16 protein-coding genes and 2 pseudogenes are annotated in these 16,782 nt (G+C 43.2%); 16 read left to right on the top strand and 2 right to left on the bottom strand.

Features of this window, described 5'->3' with window-relative positions; all coding sequences use genetic code 11:
- The first annotated feature begins 160 nt into the window (after positions 1 to 160).
- From G4V62_RS15665 to nadE, 11 genes and pseudogenes are all read left to right on the top strand, one after another.
- On the top strand, positions 161 to 871 hold the full coding sequence (locus G4V62_RS15665) for a cytochrome c biogenesis CcdA family protein (protein ID WP_165203826.1): 711 nt from the start codon (positions 161 to 163) through the stop codon (positions 869 to 871).
- Positions 872 to 999: 128 nt separating this feature from the next.
- Complete coding sequence (locus G4V62_RS15660; protein ID WP_165203824.1) at positions 1,000 to 1,518, top strand: NfeD family protein; 519 nt, start codon at positions 1,000 to 1,002, stop codon at positions 1,516 to 1,518.
- 1 nt (position 1,519) lies between these two features.
- The gene (gene floT, locus G4V62_RS15655) at positions 1,520 to 3,013 is read left to right on the top strand and encodes a flotillin lipid rafts scaffold protein FloT (protein WP_165203850.1); all 1,494 of its coding nucleotides are present in this window, start codon (positions 1,520 to 1,522) and stop codon (positions 3,011 to 3,013) included.
- A 177-nt stretch (positions 3,014 to 3,190) separates the two neighbouring features.
- On the top strand, positions 3,191 to 4,075 hold the full coding sequence (coaW, locus tag G4V62_RS15650; protein WP_165203822.1) for a type II pantothenate kinase: 885 nt from the start codon (positions 3,191 to 3,193) through the stop codon (positions 4,073 to 4,075).
- 266 nt (positions 4,076 to 4,341) lie between these two features.
- The gene (locus G4V62_RS15645) at positions 4,342 to 4,884 is read left to right on the top strand and encodes a cytochrome c oxidase assembly protein (RefSeq protein ID WP_165203820.1); all 543 of its coding nucleotides are present in this window, start codon (positions 4,342 to 4,344) and stop codon (positions 4,882 to 4,884) included.
- Positions 4,881 to 5,063, top strand: coding sequence for a hypothetical protein (locus G4V62_RS15640; RefSeq protein WP_165203818.1), 183 nt, complete (start codon positions 4,881 to 4,883; stop codon positions 5,061 to 5,063). The genes G4V62_RS15645 and G4V62_RS15640 overlap by 4 nt, the downstream gene beginning before the upstream one ends.
- Positions 5,064 to 5,130: 67 nt before the next feature.
- Positions 5,131 to 6,959 (top strand): annotated as a pseudogene (locus G4V62_RS15635) (cytochrome c oxidase subunit I).
- A 94-nt stretch (positions 6,960 to 7,053) separates the two neighbouring features.
- Positions 7,054 to 8,775, top strand: coding sequence for a phosphoenolpyruvate--protein phosphotransferase (gene ptsP / locus G4V62_RS15630; RefSeq protein ID WP_165203816.1), 1,722 nt, complete (start codon positions 7,054 to 7,056; stop codon positions 8,773 to 8,775).
- Positions 8,776 to 8,894: 119 nt separating this feature from the next.
- Positions 8,895 to 9,317 (top strand): organic hydroperoxide resistance protein, encoded by a 423-nt coding sequence (locus G4V62_RS15625; RefSeq protein ID WP_165203814.1) that lies wholly within the window; start codon positions 8,895 to 8,897, stop codon positions 9,315 to 9,317.
- 212 nt (positions 9,318 to 9,529) lie between these two features.
- Complete coding sequence (locus tag G4V62_RS15620; RefSeq protein WP_165203812.1) at positions 9,530 to 10,531, top strand: Gfo/Idh/MocA family protein; 1,002 nt, start codon at positions 9,530 to 9,532, stop codon at positions 10,529 to 10,531.
- A gap of 419 nt (positions 10,532 to 10,950) precedes the next feature.
- Positions 10,951 to 11,807: pseudogene (gene nadE / locus G4V62_RS15615) on the top strand (NAD(+) synthase).
- 39 nt (positions 11,808 to 11,846) lie between these two features.
- On the opposite strand, the gene G4V62_RS15610 reads toward nadE, so the two are convergent.
- Positions 11,847 to 12,446, bottom strand: coding sequence for a cysteine hydrolase family protein (locus G4V62_RS15610; RefSeq protein WP_165203810.1), 600 nt, complete (start codon positions 12,444 to 12,446; stop codon positions 11,847 to 11,849).
- Positions 12,447 to 12,644: 198 nt separating this feature from the next.
- Here G4V62_RS15610 and G4V62_RS15605 point away from each other — a divergent pair, with 198 nt between their 5' ends.
- The 5 genes from G4V62_RS15605 to G4V62_RS15585 all read left to right on the top strand — a co-directional run bounded on the left by G4V62_RS15605 (position 12,645) and on the right by G4V62_RS15585 (position 14,765).
- Positions 12,645 to 13,085 (top strand): RrF2 family transcriptional regulator, encoded by a 441-nt coding sequence (locus G4V62_RS15605; RefSeq protein WP_165203808.1) that lies wholly within the window; start codon positions 12,645 to 12,647, stop codon positions 13,083 to 13,085.
- Between the two features lie 178 nt (positions 13,086 to 13,263).
- Positions 13,264 to 13,476 (top strand): aspartyl-phosphate phosphatase Spo0E family protein, encoded by a 213-nt coding sequence (locus tag G4V62_RS15600; protein WP_246218473.1) that lies wholly within the window; start codon positions 13,264 to 13,266, stop codon positions 13,474 to 13,476.
- Between the two features lie 434 nt (positions 13,477 to 13,910).
- Positions 13,911 to 14,207, top strand: coding sequence for a metal-sensitive transcriptional regulator (locus G4V62_RS15595; protein WP_165203806.1), 297 nt, complete (start codon positions 13,911 to 13,913; stop codon positions 14,205 to 14,207).
- Positions 14,208 to 14,336: 129 nt separating this feature from the next.
- A complete protein-coding gene (locus tag G4V62_RS15590) occupies positions 14,337 to 14,546 on the top strand; it encodes a heavy-metal-associated domain-containing protein (protein ID WP_165203804.1) in 210 nt (69 codons plus the stop codon).
- 63 nt (positions 14,547 to 14,609) lie between these two features.
- The gene (locus G4V62_RS15585) at positions 14,610 to 14,765 is read left to right on the top strand and encodes a hypothetical protein (protein WP_165203802.1); all 156 of its coding nucleotides are present in this window, start codon (positions 14,610 to 14,612) and stop codon (positions 14,763 to 14,765) included.
- A gap of 351 nt (positions 14,766 to 15,116) precedes the next feature.
- On the opposite strand, the gene G4V62_RS15580 is transcribed toward G4V62_RS15585, so the two are convergent.
- Positions 15,117 to 16,496 (bottom strand): S1C family serine protease, encoded by a 1,380-nt coding sequence (locus G4V62_RS15580; protein ID WP_165203800.1) that lies wholly within the window; start codon positions 16,494 to 16,496, stop codon positions 15,117 to 15,119.
- Positions 16,497 to 16,782: the final 286 nt, after the last annotated feature.

Below are 16,782 nucleotides of genomic sequence, written 5' to 3'. Positions count from 1 at the left end.
CGACCAATGGAGGTTTTCTTTTGAGAATGTTGTTAAGCGTTGGAACAAATGGATGATTTGTGACAGTTCTGCAACTTTCATTGACATCGTTTTCCTATAAACGTACGATAAGGGCAGACTGCTTAACGGTTTTAGTTAAGAAAAGGAGGGCTCTTACGTTTTGGGAGCGGAAGTGTCGATTTTTGCTGCGTTTATTGCAGGATTGCTTTCATTTTTTTCGCCATGTGTCTTTCCGTTGCTGCCTGCATTTGTTGCGAATATCACTGGCTCTATGGGCTCGACGAGTGAACTCAAGAAGAACATCGTATTACAGCGTTCGATCGGTTTTATTATCGGGTTCACAATCGTCTTTATCGGTTTAGGAGTCTTTGCCACGGGCATCGGATCGTTTTTATTTACAAATAAGCTCATGCTAGCTCGTCTTGGCGGCTTATTAATTATCATCTTTGGTCTACAGATGCTAGGCTTGCTCCAATTCCGTTTTCTTATGATGGAAAAAAGACTGAATACGAAAAAAGGAAAGGTTACGAATTCGTTTCGGTCAGCGCTTGTGGGCATGACTTTTGCTTTTGGCTGGTCGCCATGTGTTGGTTTGACGCTCGGTTCCATTATGACTTTAGCGAGTATGCAAAACTCGGTAGGTGAAGGCGCGCTTCTCCTCCTTATTTACTCTCTCGGTATGGGAATTCCTTTCATTGTGGTGGCCCTGTTATTAACGAATAAAAGAACGGTCATGCAAAAAATCAATCGTGTCTTACCCACACTGAACAAAGTCAATGGGGGAATTATGGTTGCTTTAGGACTCCTTTTATTTACCGGAGGGTTAAGTAAAATTAGCTCGTGGCTTGCTTATATGGGCTGGAGCTTTTAAACGAATGATTCATCTACGACTTCTATTGACTAAGACCCACTTTTTGAAGAATAAGGGTCTTTTTTTCGTTTATTTGAAACTTTTTACATGGATTGTACGTAAATCAAGTAGTAGCTTAGGCGTGAGGGGTGAGGAAAATTGTTGTAGAGACGATCTATTGGTGGGTATTAGGGATTTCGGTTGTTGCGGCAGTGCTTTATTTTATTTTTGGCGATATTTTTGAAGGGCTATTGGACGGTTTCTTCCATCCAATGCTTTTGTTTGGAACGTTTACGATGATTGCCGCCAGCGGCCTATTGTTGGATCGATTTACTGGTTTATCGCATTTTTGGGGATTCTTCATTAGTGTGCTAATTGGTGTGTTCTCTTATATTGTTCTTTATTATTTCCTCGTGATTCCACTTCAACAGGCAGAGTCTTCAAGTGCGCATTCGATCTATGATTTAGAAGGACGGATTGGTGAGGTCATCACATCTATTCCTCCAGATGGCTACGGTGAAGTCTTTTTCGAATCAGTCAGTGGCAGTCGAAATGAGGCGGCGAAAAGCTTTGACCAAAAGCCGATTCCACAAGGGGTAAAAGTCGTCGTTGTACAAATTGATGAGAGTATGTATGTGACACCATTTCAAGAAGAGGAGGAATTGTAAACTGGGTGATGTGATCGTTATAATTGGCGCTGTGGGAGCGGTTTTCGTTTTACTGGCAGCGACATTTGCTCTGCGTTATAAGACAGTTGGGGCCGATGATGCAATGATTGTCACAGGTAGTTTTTTAGGAAACAGGAACACTTTTACTGATGAGTCAGGTGGAAAAATTAAAATTGTTCGTGGCGGCGGTGCCTTTATCCTGCCAATTTTTCAGCAATTCGAATTAATTAGTCTACGATCTCATAAGCTGGATGTGTCTACGCCGAATGTGTATACCGAAAATGGCGTTCCGGTCATGGCTGATGGAACCGCAATTATTAAAGTGAAAAATACAACCGAGAGCATTGCTACGGCGTCTGAACAGTTTCTTGGCAAAGAAGATAGTGAGCTTAGAAATGAGGCTCAAGAAGTGCTTGAAGGTCATTTGCGAGCCATTCTTGGAACGATGACGGTCGAAGAAATTTATAAAAATCGTGAGCGCTTTGCTCAAGAAGTTCAAGGGCAGGCTGCTGTTGATTTAGACAAAATGGGTATGCAAATCGTTTCATTTACGATTAAAGATTTACGCGATGAAAATGGATACTTAGAAGCGTTAGGAAAACCGCGCATCGCAGAAGTGAAACGTGATGCCGATATTTCGGAGGCTGAAGCGATGCGGGATGCGCGAATTCGTAAGGCGCAAGCGGATGAAGAGTCGCAAAAGGCCGAACTTCTTCGCGATACACATATTGCTGAAGCAAGTAAAAATAAGGAAATGAAAGTCGCGTCATATAAAAAAGAACAGGATCAGGCAAAAGCCGAAGCAGATGTTTCTTACGAATTGCAGTCGGCACGCTCCAAACAGGAAGTCACTGAAGAAGAGATGCAAATTGAGATAGTGAAAAAGCAAAAAGCGATCGAACTGGAAGAGAGAGAAATTTTGCGTAGTGAGCGTCAGTATGATGCAGAAGTGAAAAAGAAAGCGGATGCTGAACGATATGCAGAAGAACAGCGTGCTGAAGCTAGTAAATTAACAAGTATTCGCCAAGCTGAAGCAGCGTCTGCTAAAGTGCGCCTCGATGGGGAAGCAGAAGCCGAAGCTACCCGTCAGCGCGGGCTTGCTGAAGCTGAGGCGATTAAGGCGAAAGGTGTAGCGGAAGCTGAAGCGAAAGAAAAATTAGCGGAAGCGATGGCGAAATATGATGAAGCCGCGATTTTGGATATGATTACGAGCATGCTTCCCGAATACGCGGAAAAGATTGCTGCCCCAATGCAAAATATTGATAAAATCACCGTCGTTGACCAAGGTGGAGATGGAGGAGGAGCTAATAAAGTGAGTCAATATGTGACGTCACTGATGTCCCAGCTTCCAGAATCGTTAAAAGATGTTTCCGGAATTGATTTGACGGGGATTTTACAGAGCGTCGCAGAGAAAAACGGTCAGCAAGTGTTGTCAAATGTCAATCGTTCTGTTGAAGCGTCTGAGACATCATCCCAACCAGAAAGACCTTCATAAGAGCTTAAACAAGAAACCTGCGAACTTTCTAAGTGTCGCAGGTTTTTTCTCGTACCTTATGCCTTTTACTCGTATATATACATCCTTTTCTGTTAACGTGGTATTTTAAAAAGGTTGACCATTTGATCGGTCTTTGGTTTGATTATACTTGTGATCATGTACGAAAGAAGGGTAGCTATGGATACTTCCTTTAGAGTTGGAATTGATGCGGGCGGGACACTAGTGAAGCTAGTGTATTGGAGCGACGGCCGCTTATTTTTTCGGAAACTGGTGAATCGTGACGCTCTCAATGTGCTCGAGCATCTCCGGCGTGATCTTGAGGGGAAGCATTTGTGCATTACAGGTGGAAAAGCGGACTACTATTGGCAGCACCTTCCGCCAGAGACGAAGAAAATGGCTGAATTTGAGGCGACCTGTCTTGGGGCTCGTGAATTGATGGCGAGCCAGCATCCGGATATATCTTCCTGGATATTAACGAATATCGGTACGGGCACGTCAATTCATTACGTTAGTCAAGGGGAGAGTGTACGAGCAGCAGGGATCGGTCTTGGCGGCGGTACATTAATGGGCCTCGCTTATTTGTTGACTGGAATTCGTGATTATGACGAAATTGTTGCTGGATCGTTGCGTGGTCAACGTTCTTCGATTGATATTACAGTACAAGATATTTATCAAGGAATCACCCCACCGATTCCGGGACATTTAACAGCAAGTAACTTTGCCAAAGCCTGGGCGCAAGATGAAGAAGAGCATTCCACAGATGATCAGCTTGCGGCAATCACAGGTATGATCGGAGAAAGTATTGTAACGATTAGTGCGCAAGTTGCTGAACAGTATGGTTGCCAAGACGTCGTCTATATCGGTTCGACGCTTTCATCTCATTCGCATCTAAAACAAATGTGTGCTGAATATACGCCTAACAGAGGGAAGAATCCACTTTTTCTGCACTATGGAGAATTTAGCGGAGCTTTAGGGGCTCTAATGACACTTCCAGGAATTGATCAAAGTCGCTTGCGGCAAGCTTTTACTTCGCTTAATCAAGCGACCAACATTGATTTCTAATGACGACAAAGATATAAAATGGTAAAAATTTGAATTAACATCTTTTCAATATATGGTTTTTAAACAAGCACTCTGATAGGGGCTTGTTTTTTTTGCCCTAAATGGGATCAACCTATAGTGTTCAATGAAATTCTGAGCGATTTGTCTTGCGATCCGCTGCTTGAATTTAGGCGTCTAGAAGTAAAGTAGAGAAAACAAGCGATTTACGTATGAATGTCCCCTTTGAGGAAGATACTGAAACAAAAAGGATACAAAGGGGGGCAAGAATGCTTGTATGGATGATTTGGAGTGCCACAATCCTTGGTGGTGTGGCTGGTATATTGATGTCACTCGTATATTGGTATCGTGGTAAGGGAAGAAGTGTTTGGCGCACAATTGCAGTGACAATCATTTGGTTAGTTTGGCTAAGCCCGGCAGCTTTTCTTTTAGATGATTCGTCTCCATTTCAATTTCGTTTGCTTCGTGAAGGGTGTACGTACTTTTTTATTGTGCCGGCATTCTTGCGAAGCTTGTCTGCCTCTACGGTATCTCGTCTCGTGTGGCCTTATAAACGCCGTCGTTTCATCGGTAGTGTGACGCAGCCAATGGTTGCAGGGATCGGCTTTTTGTCTATTTATTTATTGATTCACCTTCCAGGTATTTTCGAGATGATGGTTTTATCGAGTGTATGGCATTGGGTATCTGTCGCGTTACTAACCGCACTTGCGCTGTGTATGTGGTGGCCGATTACTCATTGGGTGCCCGGGAGAAAACGGTTCACTGAAGGCCAGAAATTATTGTACATGTTTTTTTGCACATTGCGCTTTTGATCATTACGGTAGTTGATTTTTCCCAATACGTTGCTCATACAGCCCTTTTATTAACCGCTCAAGATGTTGTGACTGGTGGCCTTCTGTTTATCGGTGTGCAATGGATTGCTTTCTTTTACGTATCCGCCTCACTCGTTCAAAGCTGGCATGGGCGAGAACAGACCGCTGAACCGCGTTAAATTTTGTTTTGTGATGAAGATGAATATGTATATAAAGGAGATGGCATGAAGCGTGCAACCGACAAGCATGGCAGGAATCCTATGGGATTATATGACGACTGTTGATCATAAAAAAATCGGTAGGCTTTACTTAATTGTTGGGGGAATGTTCTTTCTCATCGGAGGCATTGAAGCGTTGTTAATCCGCTGGCAGCTGATGTTTCCGCAAAACGACTTCTTATCAGCACAACTCTATAATGAAATGTTTACGATGCACGGAACGACGATGATTTTTTTAGCAGCTTTGCCGATTTTATTCGGCATGATGAATGCGATTGTGCCACTGCAAATCGGAGCGAGAGACGTCGCTTTCCCTTTTTTAAACTCTCTCGGCTTTTGGTTATTTTTTTTCGGCGGACTGCTCGTCAACCTAAGCTGGTTGACTGGTGGAGCGCCTGATGCAGGGTGGACAGCGTATGCGCCGATATCCATCATCTCTCCCGGGGAAGGGATAGATTATTATGTCATGGGCTTGCAAATTGGCGGGTTTGGCACATTGATCAGTGGAATCAATTTTTTAGTGACCATTATTAATATGCGTGCGCCTGGTATGACTTACATGCGCATGCCTCTCTTTACATGGACGACATTTGGCGCGTCGGCATTGATTCTTTTTGCCTTTCCAGCACTTACCGGGGGCTTTTTGTTAATGATGTTTGATCGTTTGTTCGGTGGAAATGTGTTTGCCACGGATATGGGTGGAAATATACATATTTGGCAGCACCTATTCTGGATTTTTGGACACCCAGAAGTGTATATTCTCATATTCCCAGCGTTTGGAATTTTTTCAGAAGTGATCGCCACGTTTTCACGAAAACGTTTATTTGGCTACACAGCGATGGTCTTTGCTGTATTACTTATCGGCTTTTTCGGTTTTATGGTGTGGGCGCATCATATGTTTACCGTTGGACTCGGTCCATTAGCTAATGCGATTTTTGCTGTGGCGACTATGGCGATTGCGGTACCGACAGGGATCAAAATCTTTAACTGGTTATTTACGATGTGGGGTGGGCAACTCGTCTTTACGACAGCGATGCTCTGGAGTGCGGCGTTTATCCCGAGCTTCCTTATGGGCGGAGTCACAGGGGTCATGCTAGCTTCTGCACCTGCTGACTATCAATATCACGATTCGTACTTTGTTGTCGCTCATTTTCATTATGTGATTGTCGGTGGGACGGCTTTCGGTATTTTTGCTGGACTACATTACTGGTGGCCGAAAATGTTTGGACGGAAATTGCATGAGGGCATGGGGAAATGGACTTTTTGGCTATTTCTGATCGGTTTTCATTTGACCTTTTTTATCCAGCATTTTCTCGGCTTATGGGGCTTTCCAAGAAGATACTTTACGTATGGTGCCGATGAAGGCTTTAATTTGGGAAACTATGTGAGCAGTATCGGAGCACTGTTAATGGCAATCGCCTCAATCATTTTTTGATCAATGTGTTATATACGAGTGTGTCAAAAAAGCAGCTTGCGGATGGAGATCCGTGGGATGGCAGGACGTTGGAATGGGCTATTCCATCACCTCCGCCACATTATAATTTCGCCCAAATGCCGTTGGTACGAAGTCTTGATGCTTGGTGGAGGGAAAAACAAGACGGGCAGAGGCAGATGACCCCTGCAGAGCCGTTAGCTGATATCCATATGCCGAATGCGTCCATCCTTCCTTTTCTAATTTCCTTAGGATTGTTCTTTGCTGGATTTGGGTTTATTTACTACCCAACCACAGAGTGGGGGTTATGGGTCGGTAGCGCTGGGCTCGTCTTTACTTTTGCCTGTATGCTGACACGTTCCTTAAAAGATGATACAGGGCATTATATTAAGAAAGAAACACTTAGTGAAAAGACGGAACGTTAACTTGAAAAGGCTGCCGTAAATCTTTTGTTTTGGTGCATTACTTTTATTTGATAAAATGTAGGTTCATTGAATTTTTGGAAGGGTGGAGCAGAGTATGTCGAAGTTAATCCAAGGAATTGCCGCATCCAATGGGATTGCGATTGCGAAAGCATTCATCCTAGAAGCACCTGATTTAACATTTGAGTCAAAGACTGTTGATAATCCGGCAAAAGAAATTGAACGGCTTGTTCAAGCGCTTGAGGTGGCAAAGAGTGAGTTGGAAGTCGTCCGAGAACATACAAAAAATACGTTAGGAAACGAAGAGGCAGAAATTTTCTCAGCCCACCTCTTAGTGTTGTCTGATCCAGAATTTATTGAACCGATTCAAGAAAAGATTAAAGCTGAAAAAACGAATGCTGAGCAAGCTCTTGACCAAATCGCCACTCAATTTGTCTCGATGTTTGAGACGATGGATAACGCGTATATGAAAGAAAGAGCTGCTGATATAAAAGACGTAACGAAACGAGTAATGGCTCATTTACTTGGTGTAACTATTGTAGATCCGAGCACGATTTCAGAGGAAGTCGTCGTCATTTCAGACGATTTGACCCCTTCTGATACCGCACAGTTAAATAAACAATTCGTGCAAGGGTTTGTAACGAATGTAGGTGGAAGAACGTCCCATTCCTCTATCATGGCTCGTTCATTAGAAATTCCAGCAGTCGTGGGCACCTCTTCTGTGACCGAACAAGTGGCTGAAGGAACACTCGTTATCGTGGACGGAATCAATGGTGAATTGCTTGTGTCACCGGATGAAGCGACAATTAAAGAATATCAAAAGAAGCGTGCTCGCTACGAAGAGAAAAAAGCGGCTTGGGCAACCTTAAAGGACGAGCCTACGCAAACCGCGGATGGGGTGCATGTTGAATTAGCAGCAAATATCGGTACGCCTGCTGACCTTGAAGGTGTTTTAGCAAATGGTGCAGAGGGCGTTGGTTTATTTCGGACCGAATTTTTGTATATGGGACGGCATGAGCTACCGACGGAGGATGAGCAGTTTACGAGCTATCGTAAGGTCTTAGAAGGACTGGACGGAAAACCGGTTGTCATCCGTACGCTTGATATTGGTGGCGACAAAGAGCTACCGTATCTTGAGCTCCCTGATGAATTGAATCCGTTTCTCGGTTATCGTGCGATCCGTCTCTGTCTCGATCGGCCAGATATTTTTCGTACCCAACTTCGGGCGTTGCTTCGTGCATCAGTGTACGGCAATTTAAAAATCATGTTTCCGATGATTGCTACGCTGGAAGAGTTTCGCGAAGCTAAAGCTTTATTAGAAGAAGAAAAAGAGGCATTGCTTGCTGAAGGAATTGAAGTATCGAATACGATTGAGGTCGGGATTATGGTGGAAATTCCGTCGACAGCAGTGCTCGCCGATCAATTTGCCAAAGAAGTTGATTTCTTTAGCATTGGTACGAATGATCTCATTCAATATACGCTTGCTGCTGATCGTATGAACGAGCAGGTGTCATATCTGTATCAACCTTATCACCCGGCGGTGCTTCGTCTCATTGCGAATGTCATCGATGCCGCTCATCAAGAAGGCAAGTGGGCTGGAATGTGTGGAGAAATGGCCGGTGATGAAATAGCAATCCCTATTTTATTAGGTCTTGGACTTGACGAATTTAGCATGAGCGCAACGTCTATTTTACCAGCAAGAAGTCAGTTATTAGAGACAAATAAACAAGATGCCGTAAAAGCGAAAGCAGACATGTTGTCTTTTTCTACTACACACCAGGTTGAAGCGTTTGTTAGAAAAACGTTCCCAATGCAATAATGTAAGATTTCGTGCCCACGGCATAGCTACACCTGTGGGCATGGTTACTATTCAAATGTTTATTGAAAGAGCAGCAGGTGAATATACAAGTACAAAACCTTTTGAGGAGTGAGCCAAGTATGAAACCATTATATACAGCAACAGCGACGTCTCAAGGTGGACGAGACGGGCATGTGCGTTCATCAGACGGGATCATTAACCTAGATGTGTCGATGCCTAAAGAACTCGGAGGACCTGGTAAAGAAGCCACCAACCCGGAGCAGCTGTTTGCTGCCGGCTATGCTGCTTGCTTTGAAAGTGCGTTTCGTCTTGTAGCGAGAAAGAAAAAAGTAACCGTTCCCGAAGATGCAAAAATAACAGCCCATGCGACTATCGGTGAAGACGAGCGTGATGGTGGATTTAAGTTGGCAGTAAAGCTTGAAGCGAGTGTGCCGGGTCTTGCTGATGAAACAGTGAACGAATTATTACAAGCAGCCCATGAAGTATGCCCATACTCAAAAGCAACGAGTGGCAATATCGATGTTGAACTCGTGACGAAATGAGTTTTGTGATCATTTCATGCATAGTTTTTTAAGATTTGGGGAACAATGGATCTAACAACAAAAAATGTTGTATTCCCCCTTTTTTGGCTACCCGTCCCCCGCGGGTAGCTTTTTTGATCTGATGATGAGTAGGCTGACGAAATGTCTCGCAATTTGTCACACCTCTGGTAAAATAGGTCGTATATATACATATTTTAGAGGAGGTTTTCAGGTTGATTCAGGTAGCGATGTTAAGTAAGTGGCATGTTCATGCCCCCGATTATGCAGACCAAGCAGCGAAACACCCTGATATTTCAATTACTGCCGTATGGGATGAGGATGCAGAAAGAGGACGCGCATGGGCACAAGAACTAGGCGTACCTTTTGAAGAACAGCTTGATGATATTTTAGCTAGAAGTGACGTTGATGGTGTCATCATTGATGCCCCAACTTCGATGCATAGAGACATTATGTTAAAGGCAGCAAAGGCGAAAAAGCATATTTTTTCTGAAAAAGTATTGGCGCTTACGGCGGAAGACTGTGAAGAAGTTATTGCTGAAGCGAAAGAGCAAGGCATTCAATTAATGCTTTCCTTACCGCAACTGTCGCAATCCCTTTACCTTTATGCTAAAAAAGCGATGGATGATGGCTTACTTGGTGATTTGACGACACTACGCTGTCGTATGGCGCACAACGGTGGTGTTCCAGCAGGCAACAAAAAGACTGGTTGGCTCCCTCCTCATTTTTATGACCCTCAGACGTGTGGTGGAGGAGCACTGATTGACCTAGGTGCACATCCGATTTACTTAAGCAATCGACTTGCTGGACCAGCTAAAGAGGTGTCAGCGCGCATGAGCAAGCATTTTGCTGATGAGGTCGAAGATCAAGCAGTCGTCACTGTACAGTACGAAAATGGTGCCATCGGAATTCTAGAGACGTCTTTCGTATCTTTCGGCAGTCCGTTTCTTTTAGAGCTTTATGGTACACACGGTGTCCTTTTAATGGAGGGTGAATCTGTGCGGTTAAACACCATTCACGGTGAAAAGCCAGGTGAATGGCAAGAAATTAAAGACCTTCCAGCACCAACGCGTATGCCTATGGAGCAATGGGCGGATCAAATTCTGCGTGCTACAGCACCAGATATCCAGCCGGAGGATATGATTGAGCTGACTCGAATGAATGAGGCAGCGTATACATCAAACTCTGCTGGAAAGCCGATCGCTGTTTCGCGATAAGTTTCAAATGACATATGAAGGCAGCTTTAAACTGAGGACAAACTCGATGGTTTGTGACAGTTGTTCAACGTCTTGTCTTGCTACACGCATTCTTCTCAACCTTGTCAGATAAGCTGTGAAGCTTGCGTGGAACCACGGGCTTATTGGAGGAGACAAGCGAGAGATGGGCAAACGTTTGGCATCAGGCTGAGGCTGTCTTTCATATATATTCAGCCAAAGACTTCTTCGTAAAAACCTACATTCCTTGCATATTTAGGTTTTGTTTAGGGAAACTCTTAATCAAACAGACATTCACATCACGCACGATGTTCTCACCCCCTCTCTGCAAGTGCATTGGCTGTCAATGCAACTTCAATGAAATTTCAACGAGTGTACGGATTCAAAAGAAAGATCATGTAAGAAAAGGAGCTGTCCGCACGATGAGAGAGCTACAAAAACATATTATGAACGATCTCGGTGTACTGCCAACGATTACACCTTCAGATGAAATCAACAAGCGGGTCACTTTTTTGAAAGATTATGCGAAGCAGACGGGGATGAAGGGTTTTATCTTAGGCATTAGTGGAGGGCAGGATTCTACATTAGCTGGGAGATTGGCACAGCTGACCGTTGAGTCGCTTCGTGAAGAAACAGGAGAGAACTATTTGTTTATCGCTTTACGCCTTCCCTATGGCATTCAGCACGATGAAGACGATGCTAAGCGGGCTTTGGCGTTTATTAAGCCTGACCAAACGGTGACTGTCAATATTAAACCGGCAGTTGATGCATCAGCCAATGCGTTTGAAAAAGTATGGGTGACCCAATTTCAGATTTTCTAAAAGGAAACATTAAAGCAAGAGAACGAATGAAGGTTCATTACGATATTGCTGCTGCGAAAGCGCTCTTAGTCATTGGAACTGATCATGCCGCCGAAGCGGTTACGGGATTTTATACGAAGTTTGGGGACGGTGCATGCGACATTGCTCCGTTATTTGGTTTAAATAAGAGACAAGGAAAAGCGCTGCTTCAAGAGTTGAACGCAGATCGTGCTTTGTATGAAAAGGTGCCGACCGCAGATTTGGAAGATGATAAACCTGGGCTTCCTGATGAAGAAGCACTTGGTGTCACGTATGAGCAAATTGATGATTATTTAGAAGGGCAAAATGTGTCCAGAGAAGCAAGTGAGCGCATTGAAGCGCACTATCTGAAATCGCGTCATAAACGGACGATGCCTGTCACTATATTTGATGACTGGTATACATCCAAATCAGCAATTAAGAGTGTAGACAAAGTCTAAAAGGGCTTTGTCTACACTCTTTTTAGCATAAGCTTTCGTTTAGTTTCCAAGCCAATGGTCTTGTGTACGATTTTGAAATGGAGTAATGTCTGCTTTTAAATTCATTTCAATCATGCTTAATGCATTTTTCTCAATGTCTTTGTCCATCGTAATGATACAATCTTTAGGGACATACAGGTGATAATTACGCATATACGCATCCATCGCTGTAAAGAGGATGCATTGATCACCTGTCAGACCCGTTAAGATTAAAGTATCTGATTTTAAATGTTGAAGCAGCATCTCTAAAGGTGTTGAATAAAAACCGGACTGCTTTGGCTTTACAACAGCGTAATCATCCGCTCGAGGCTGCAGCGCTTCGACCATAGGTTGGCCAGGCGATTGTCCGTGCAGGATTTGCTCGGTAAGCTGGTGAAAATCAGATTGCCATTTACCGAAATTATCATTGACATAAATGACAGGGAAGTTATTTATCGTAGCATAGTCACGGATAGCTAAAAGGTTTTTAATGAATGGATCTAGCTGGGGCTGAAGTGTCTCACTGCCTGCAAATTCTAAATCGTTAATCACGTCAATCATTAAAAGTGCTACATTTTTTCGATCTTTCGGGTCGATAATATTTGTTGGGTTTGTTGGCATAAATCAGTTCACCTCATATCAGTCCAATATAGTTAGTAAATACCCGTTGACGTCCTAATGTATTCTTCATCAGCCAATTAAAACCGATATTTAGCCTTCTTTGTGTTACAATGCGATTGGTTAAGAACAGGTTCAAGCTGAAGAGCTTATCGTGGAAGGTGGTGTCGTGCCAAGGGTGCTAGCCCTTGTGCCCCCTATATGAGATTGACTCATTATACAGATTATTCACTGCGTGTGTTAATTTATTTGGCGACAAAAAATACCAATGACTTGACGACAATACAGGAGATTGCTGATGCTTACGACATTTCAAAAAATCACTTAATGAAAATCATATACGAATTGGGAAAGGTCGGCGTTATCGAAACCATTCGTGGAAGAAATGGTGGCATTCGACTTGCTCAGGCGCCAGAAAACATCAATCTCGCCTGGCTTGTCAGAGAGGTTGAAGAAGATTTTCATCTCGTCGAGTGCTTTAACTCCGAGAAGAATCAATGTGTGCTCACCCCGTCTTGTAGGCTGAAGGGCATTCTAGGTGAAGCACTTGCCGCTTATTTTCAAGTGCTTGAAAAATATACGCTAAACGATTTAGTTCAACATCGTGATGAACTATCTGCTCTATTTTTTCCTAACGGATAAGCCGATCGTCCTGACTTGAGAAAAAAGTCATGATTGTCATAGCGTTATATAGGAGCAGTGCTGTTTGTCGAAGAGTAATAGAATTTTGTCATTGTAGCACTATTTTTGTTGAAACAGTTTTCAATTAGACAAGAATTGTACATAATAGAATTAACCATGTAGCCAAGAGGTGTTGAAGTTGTTAGAGTGGGAAGTCGTAGATAAAAATGAATATCTCATGTGCATTCATGAAAAAAGAACTGAGATGATAAAAATTGCCCAGACAGATGGGTTGAATGGTGAATTAACAATTCAAGCAAGTCAAGAATTGGACCATTTGTTGAATGCATATCATAACTACCTCGTTTTACAAAGTAAACACAGAGGTAGGAAAGTAGGAACGATTGCATAGAGTCTATTAGGCAGCAAGGCTTTTAGAGAGTTGGGCAATATTTGCTGTTGTATACAGAGTGGAGCCTTTTGGAATGAAGAAGGCTTTCAGAGTGTGGCCAAAGTCAATCCCTGATTTTGTCTACACTTTTTTTGTGTGGGCTTCTCCAATTGTTTACCATATCTAAGCGCTTGTCAGCCAAAGCGCGAAGGCGAGCGAAGACACGAATAAGAGGACGAGCGAGGCAGTGGGCAACGGTTGAGCGTTTGTCAAAAATCTGGAGAATTTTTGATTGAAGAAGGCTCTCATCTTTCTTTTTCGCTCTATTTTTGAAGAAGGAATGAATCCAGTAAAATCGAGTAAAGATACATATACGGAGACCTTGATGGAATGAATATATACGCTTTGACACATACGAAGAGGGGGTATATACTTTTGCCAAAGGAGGAAGGCAAATGTCAAATGATGTGAAGCATACGCATCGTAATGAAGAGGAGAAGACAATGCTTCTTCATCGTTTACGGAGAGTCGAGGGGCAGATTCGAGGTTTGCAGCAAATGATTGAGAACGATCGTTACTGCGTTGATATATTGATCCAAATGTCTGCAGCTCAATCGGCATTGCGTAAAACAGGCTACGAATTATTGGAACAGCATTTAGGGCATTGTGTAAAAAATGCGATCAAAAATGGCGATGAAAAGGAAGCCATTGATGAATTAATGCGCGTGTTTAAACAGTTCGACAAAGGATAGACTAGGAAGGCTGCCGATGAATGTGATCAGTCTGATGCGGAAAACATAAATTTTAACAGTGGTGTGTTTTAAGGTTGATGTTTTCACATTACAGCATGACAAACAGGCAAATTAGGAGGCCTTTGCAAGGTGGAAAAAACAATCATACGTGTCCAAGGCATGATGTACAATCAATGTGAGACATTAGTTACTCAAGCCGTTTTAAAGGTTCAAGGTGTAGCTGCGGCAGAGGCGCACTTAGAGCGGGGGACTGTTGAAATACAGCATGAGTCCGATGTTGAGCGAAACGCGCTCGTGGCAGCCATTCAAGCGAAAGGTTTTGACGCTGTGAGTGAATAGCCGTTTGCCTTCCACCGGTTTGGGGTAATTGCTACCATACCCTTTTACAAGGAGGAAGTGCAAATGTCTCAACATGACCGTGACGTAGATATTGAAAGCCGTGAAAAGAAATCGGACTCCAGTAAAGTAGCCTCCACTTTGATCAAATATGTAACCTATTTAATTATTTTCTTTGGTATTCTCTGGTTTCTAATTAATTATATTTTGCCGATGTTGTAAAAGCAGACATATACAAAATAGAGAAGGTAGAAAAATCGTTTATATAGATCGAATCAAAAAGCTCTGGAGGCAACCAGAGCTTTTGTTATTGGCATTTTGTTAGAAGAAAAGTGGAATGAGCAATGAAGAGAGATGTCAATGTCTAAAAACGTTAACGCCTGTATTGTACCGCTTGTCAGACTTAGCGCAAAGCGAGTGAAGACTCCAATAGCACTCCAGTTCATAGGGCAACGATGGATGTAAACGATTGGTAACAGATTAAAGCTCCGGTTAGGGAAGACCGGAGCTTTTTTTGATACGATTATTTTATTTAGGGAAGGGAAAGGAAGTTAAGTTACCTATTTTTCTGCGTTACGTTTCTGGACTTGCCATGTCTTTGTCACTAAGCTGAGCAGATACTTCAATCGTTTCGCCATTACGGACAATTTTCATTTGAATATCATCTCCTGGAGATACTTTATACAGCAGTCTCCGTAGCTCAAATCCACTTTCAATTTTTTGCTCATTGATGGAGATGATGACGTCCCCGCTTTGAACACCTGCAGCTTCAGCAGCTGAGCCTGGTTCGATAGAATCAACGTATACGCCATTGTTTAACATGTCACCAAATAGTCCTAATGTGTTCTTTTGGAAGTTTTGTGGAATTTGTGACACGTCTAGAATGCGTACGCCGAGTGTAGGTCGGCTCACATCACCTTTTTCCATCAGTTCGTTGATAATTGGGAGGGCATCTTCGCTCGGGATTGCAAACCCAAGACCTTCGATGCCTTCTTGTTTTAATTTCAACGTGTTGATGCCGATGACTTGACCAGCTTCATTAAGTAAAGGACCGCCGCTGTTACCAGGGTTAATGGCAGCATCTGTTTGCAGTACGTTTAGTTCCCAAGGACCGGCAGAAGTGTTTACGGTGATAGAGCGATTCAGCCCGCTTACAATACCTTCTGTCACCGTACCAGAGAATGTCAGACCTAAAGGATTCCCGATGGCGATCGCTCTTTCACCGGGACGCATTGACGAGGATTCACCAAATTCGGCAACCTTATCAATGCCTGCGTCATCTATTTTTAAAACAGCTAGGTCAGTGAGCGGATCTGTGCCGACAATTTCCGCTTCACGCTCCTCGCCGTTGTGTAACGATACTTGAACAGTGCTGGCTTCTTCAACAACATGGTTGTTTGTCGCAATATAGGCGCTGCCACCCTCTTTTTTAAAGATAAATCCCGATCCAGTGCCGGCTTGGATTTCTTGGGATTCCTCCATCGATTGTTGAGGAAACCAAGGATAGCCGGATTGCTGAGCTTTTTGGTAATTGACAATCCCGACAATCGTAGGCATAACCGCTTCAGCAATATCTGCAGTCGTGCTACCTGGTGAGTCATTTGTTGTCGATACCGGCGTGGCTGTAGGCGGCGGGGAAGCGGTAATCGAATTGTTTGTATTTGGGCTACTTTGCACTGCACCTGGTAAAATATCTGCTGTTGTCATACCAAATACGAGGGCGCCACCGAGAATAGCACCGATAAGCGGGCTCAGCCATTTTCGTTGTTTTTTTGGCTTTTTATCCTCCATATTTCTCTTATCTTCATACTGATAAGGTGTAATCTCTAATGGCTGATAGGGCTCGGTTTGATCGGAAGCGCTGTTTGTTTCTTGCTCTGCTGAGGTATCGGCCTGCATCACCTTTTCCTCTGAGCTTTCGTGTTCGAAAGAATGATGTTTCTCATCTCTCATCCTTAAGCACTCCTTTTTTAATAAATACTACAGCATATATACCCTGTTTTTCACAGTTGTGAACATCAAAAGTAAAGCGAATGAAGCTGACCTTGGTGATAAGGATGCTTTCTTTTGAACTGTTTATAGCATATCTTTAAAATGTGGGATAAATTTGAGAACACTATGGGAAATTGTGAAAAATAAAGGTTCTACGTCAATAGTTGGGGTGGGAGCCCTTCGCTCCTGCCCCTACTCTTTACCCCACTTGAAAGTCTTGAATGTGTTTCAATTGTTGGCTTAATAA

Source organism: Litoribacterium kuwaitense (assembly GCF_011058155.1).
Taxonomy (GTDB): domain Bacteria; phylum Bacillota; class Bacilli; order Bacillales; family DSM-28697; genus Litoribacterium; species Litoribacterium kuwaitense.
Note: the sequence above shows the minus strand (reverse complement) of the source record. Positions and strands in the feature narration are given on the sequence as shown.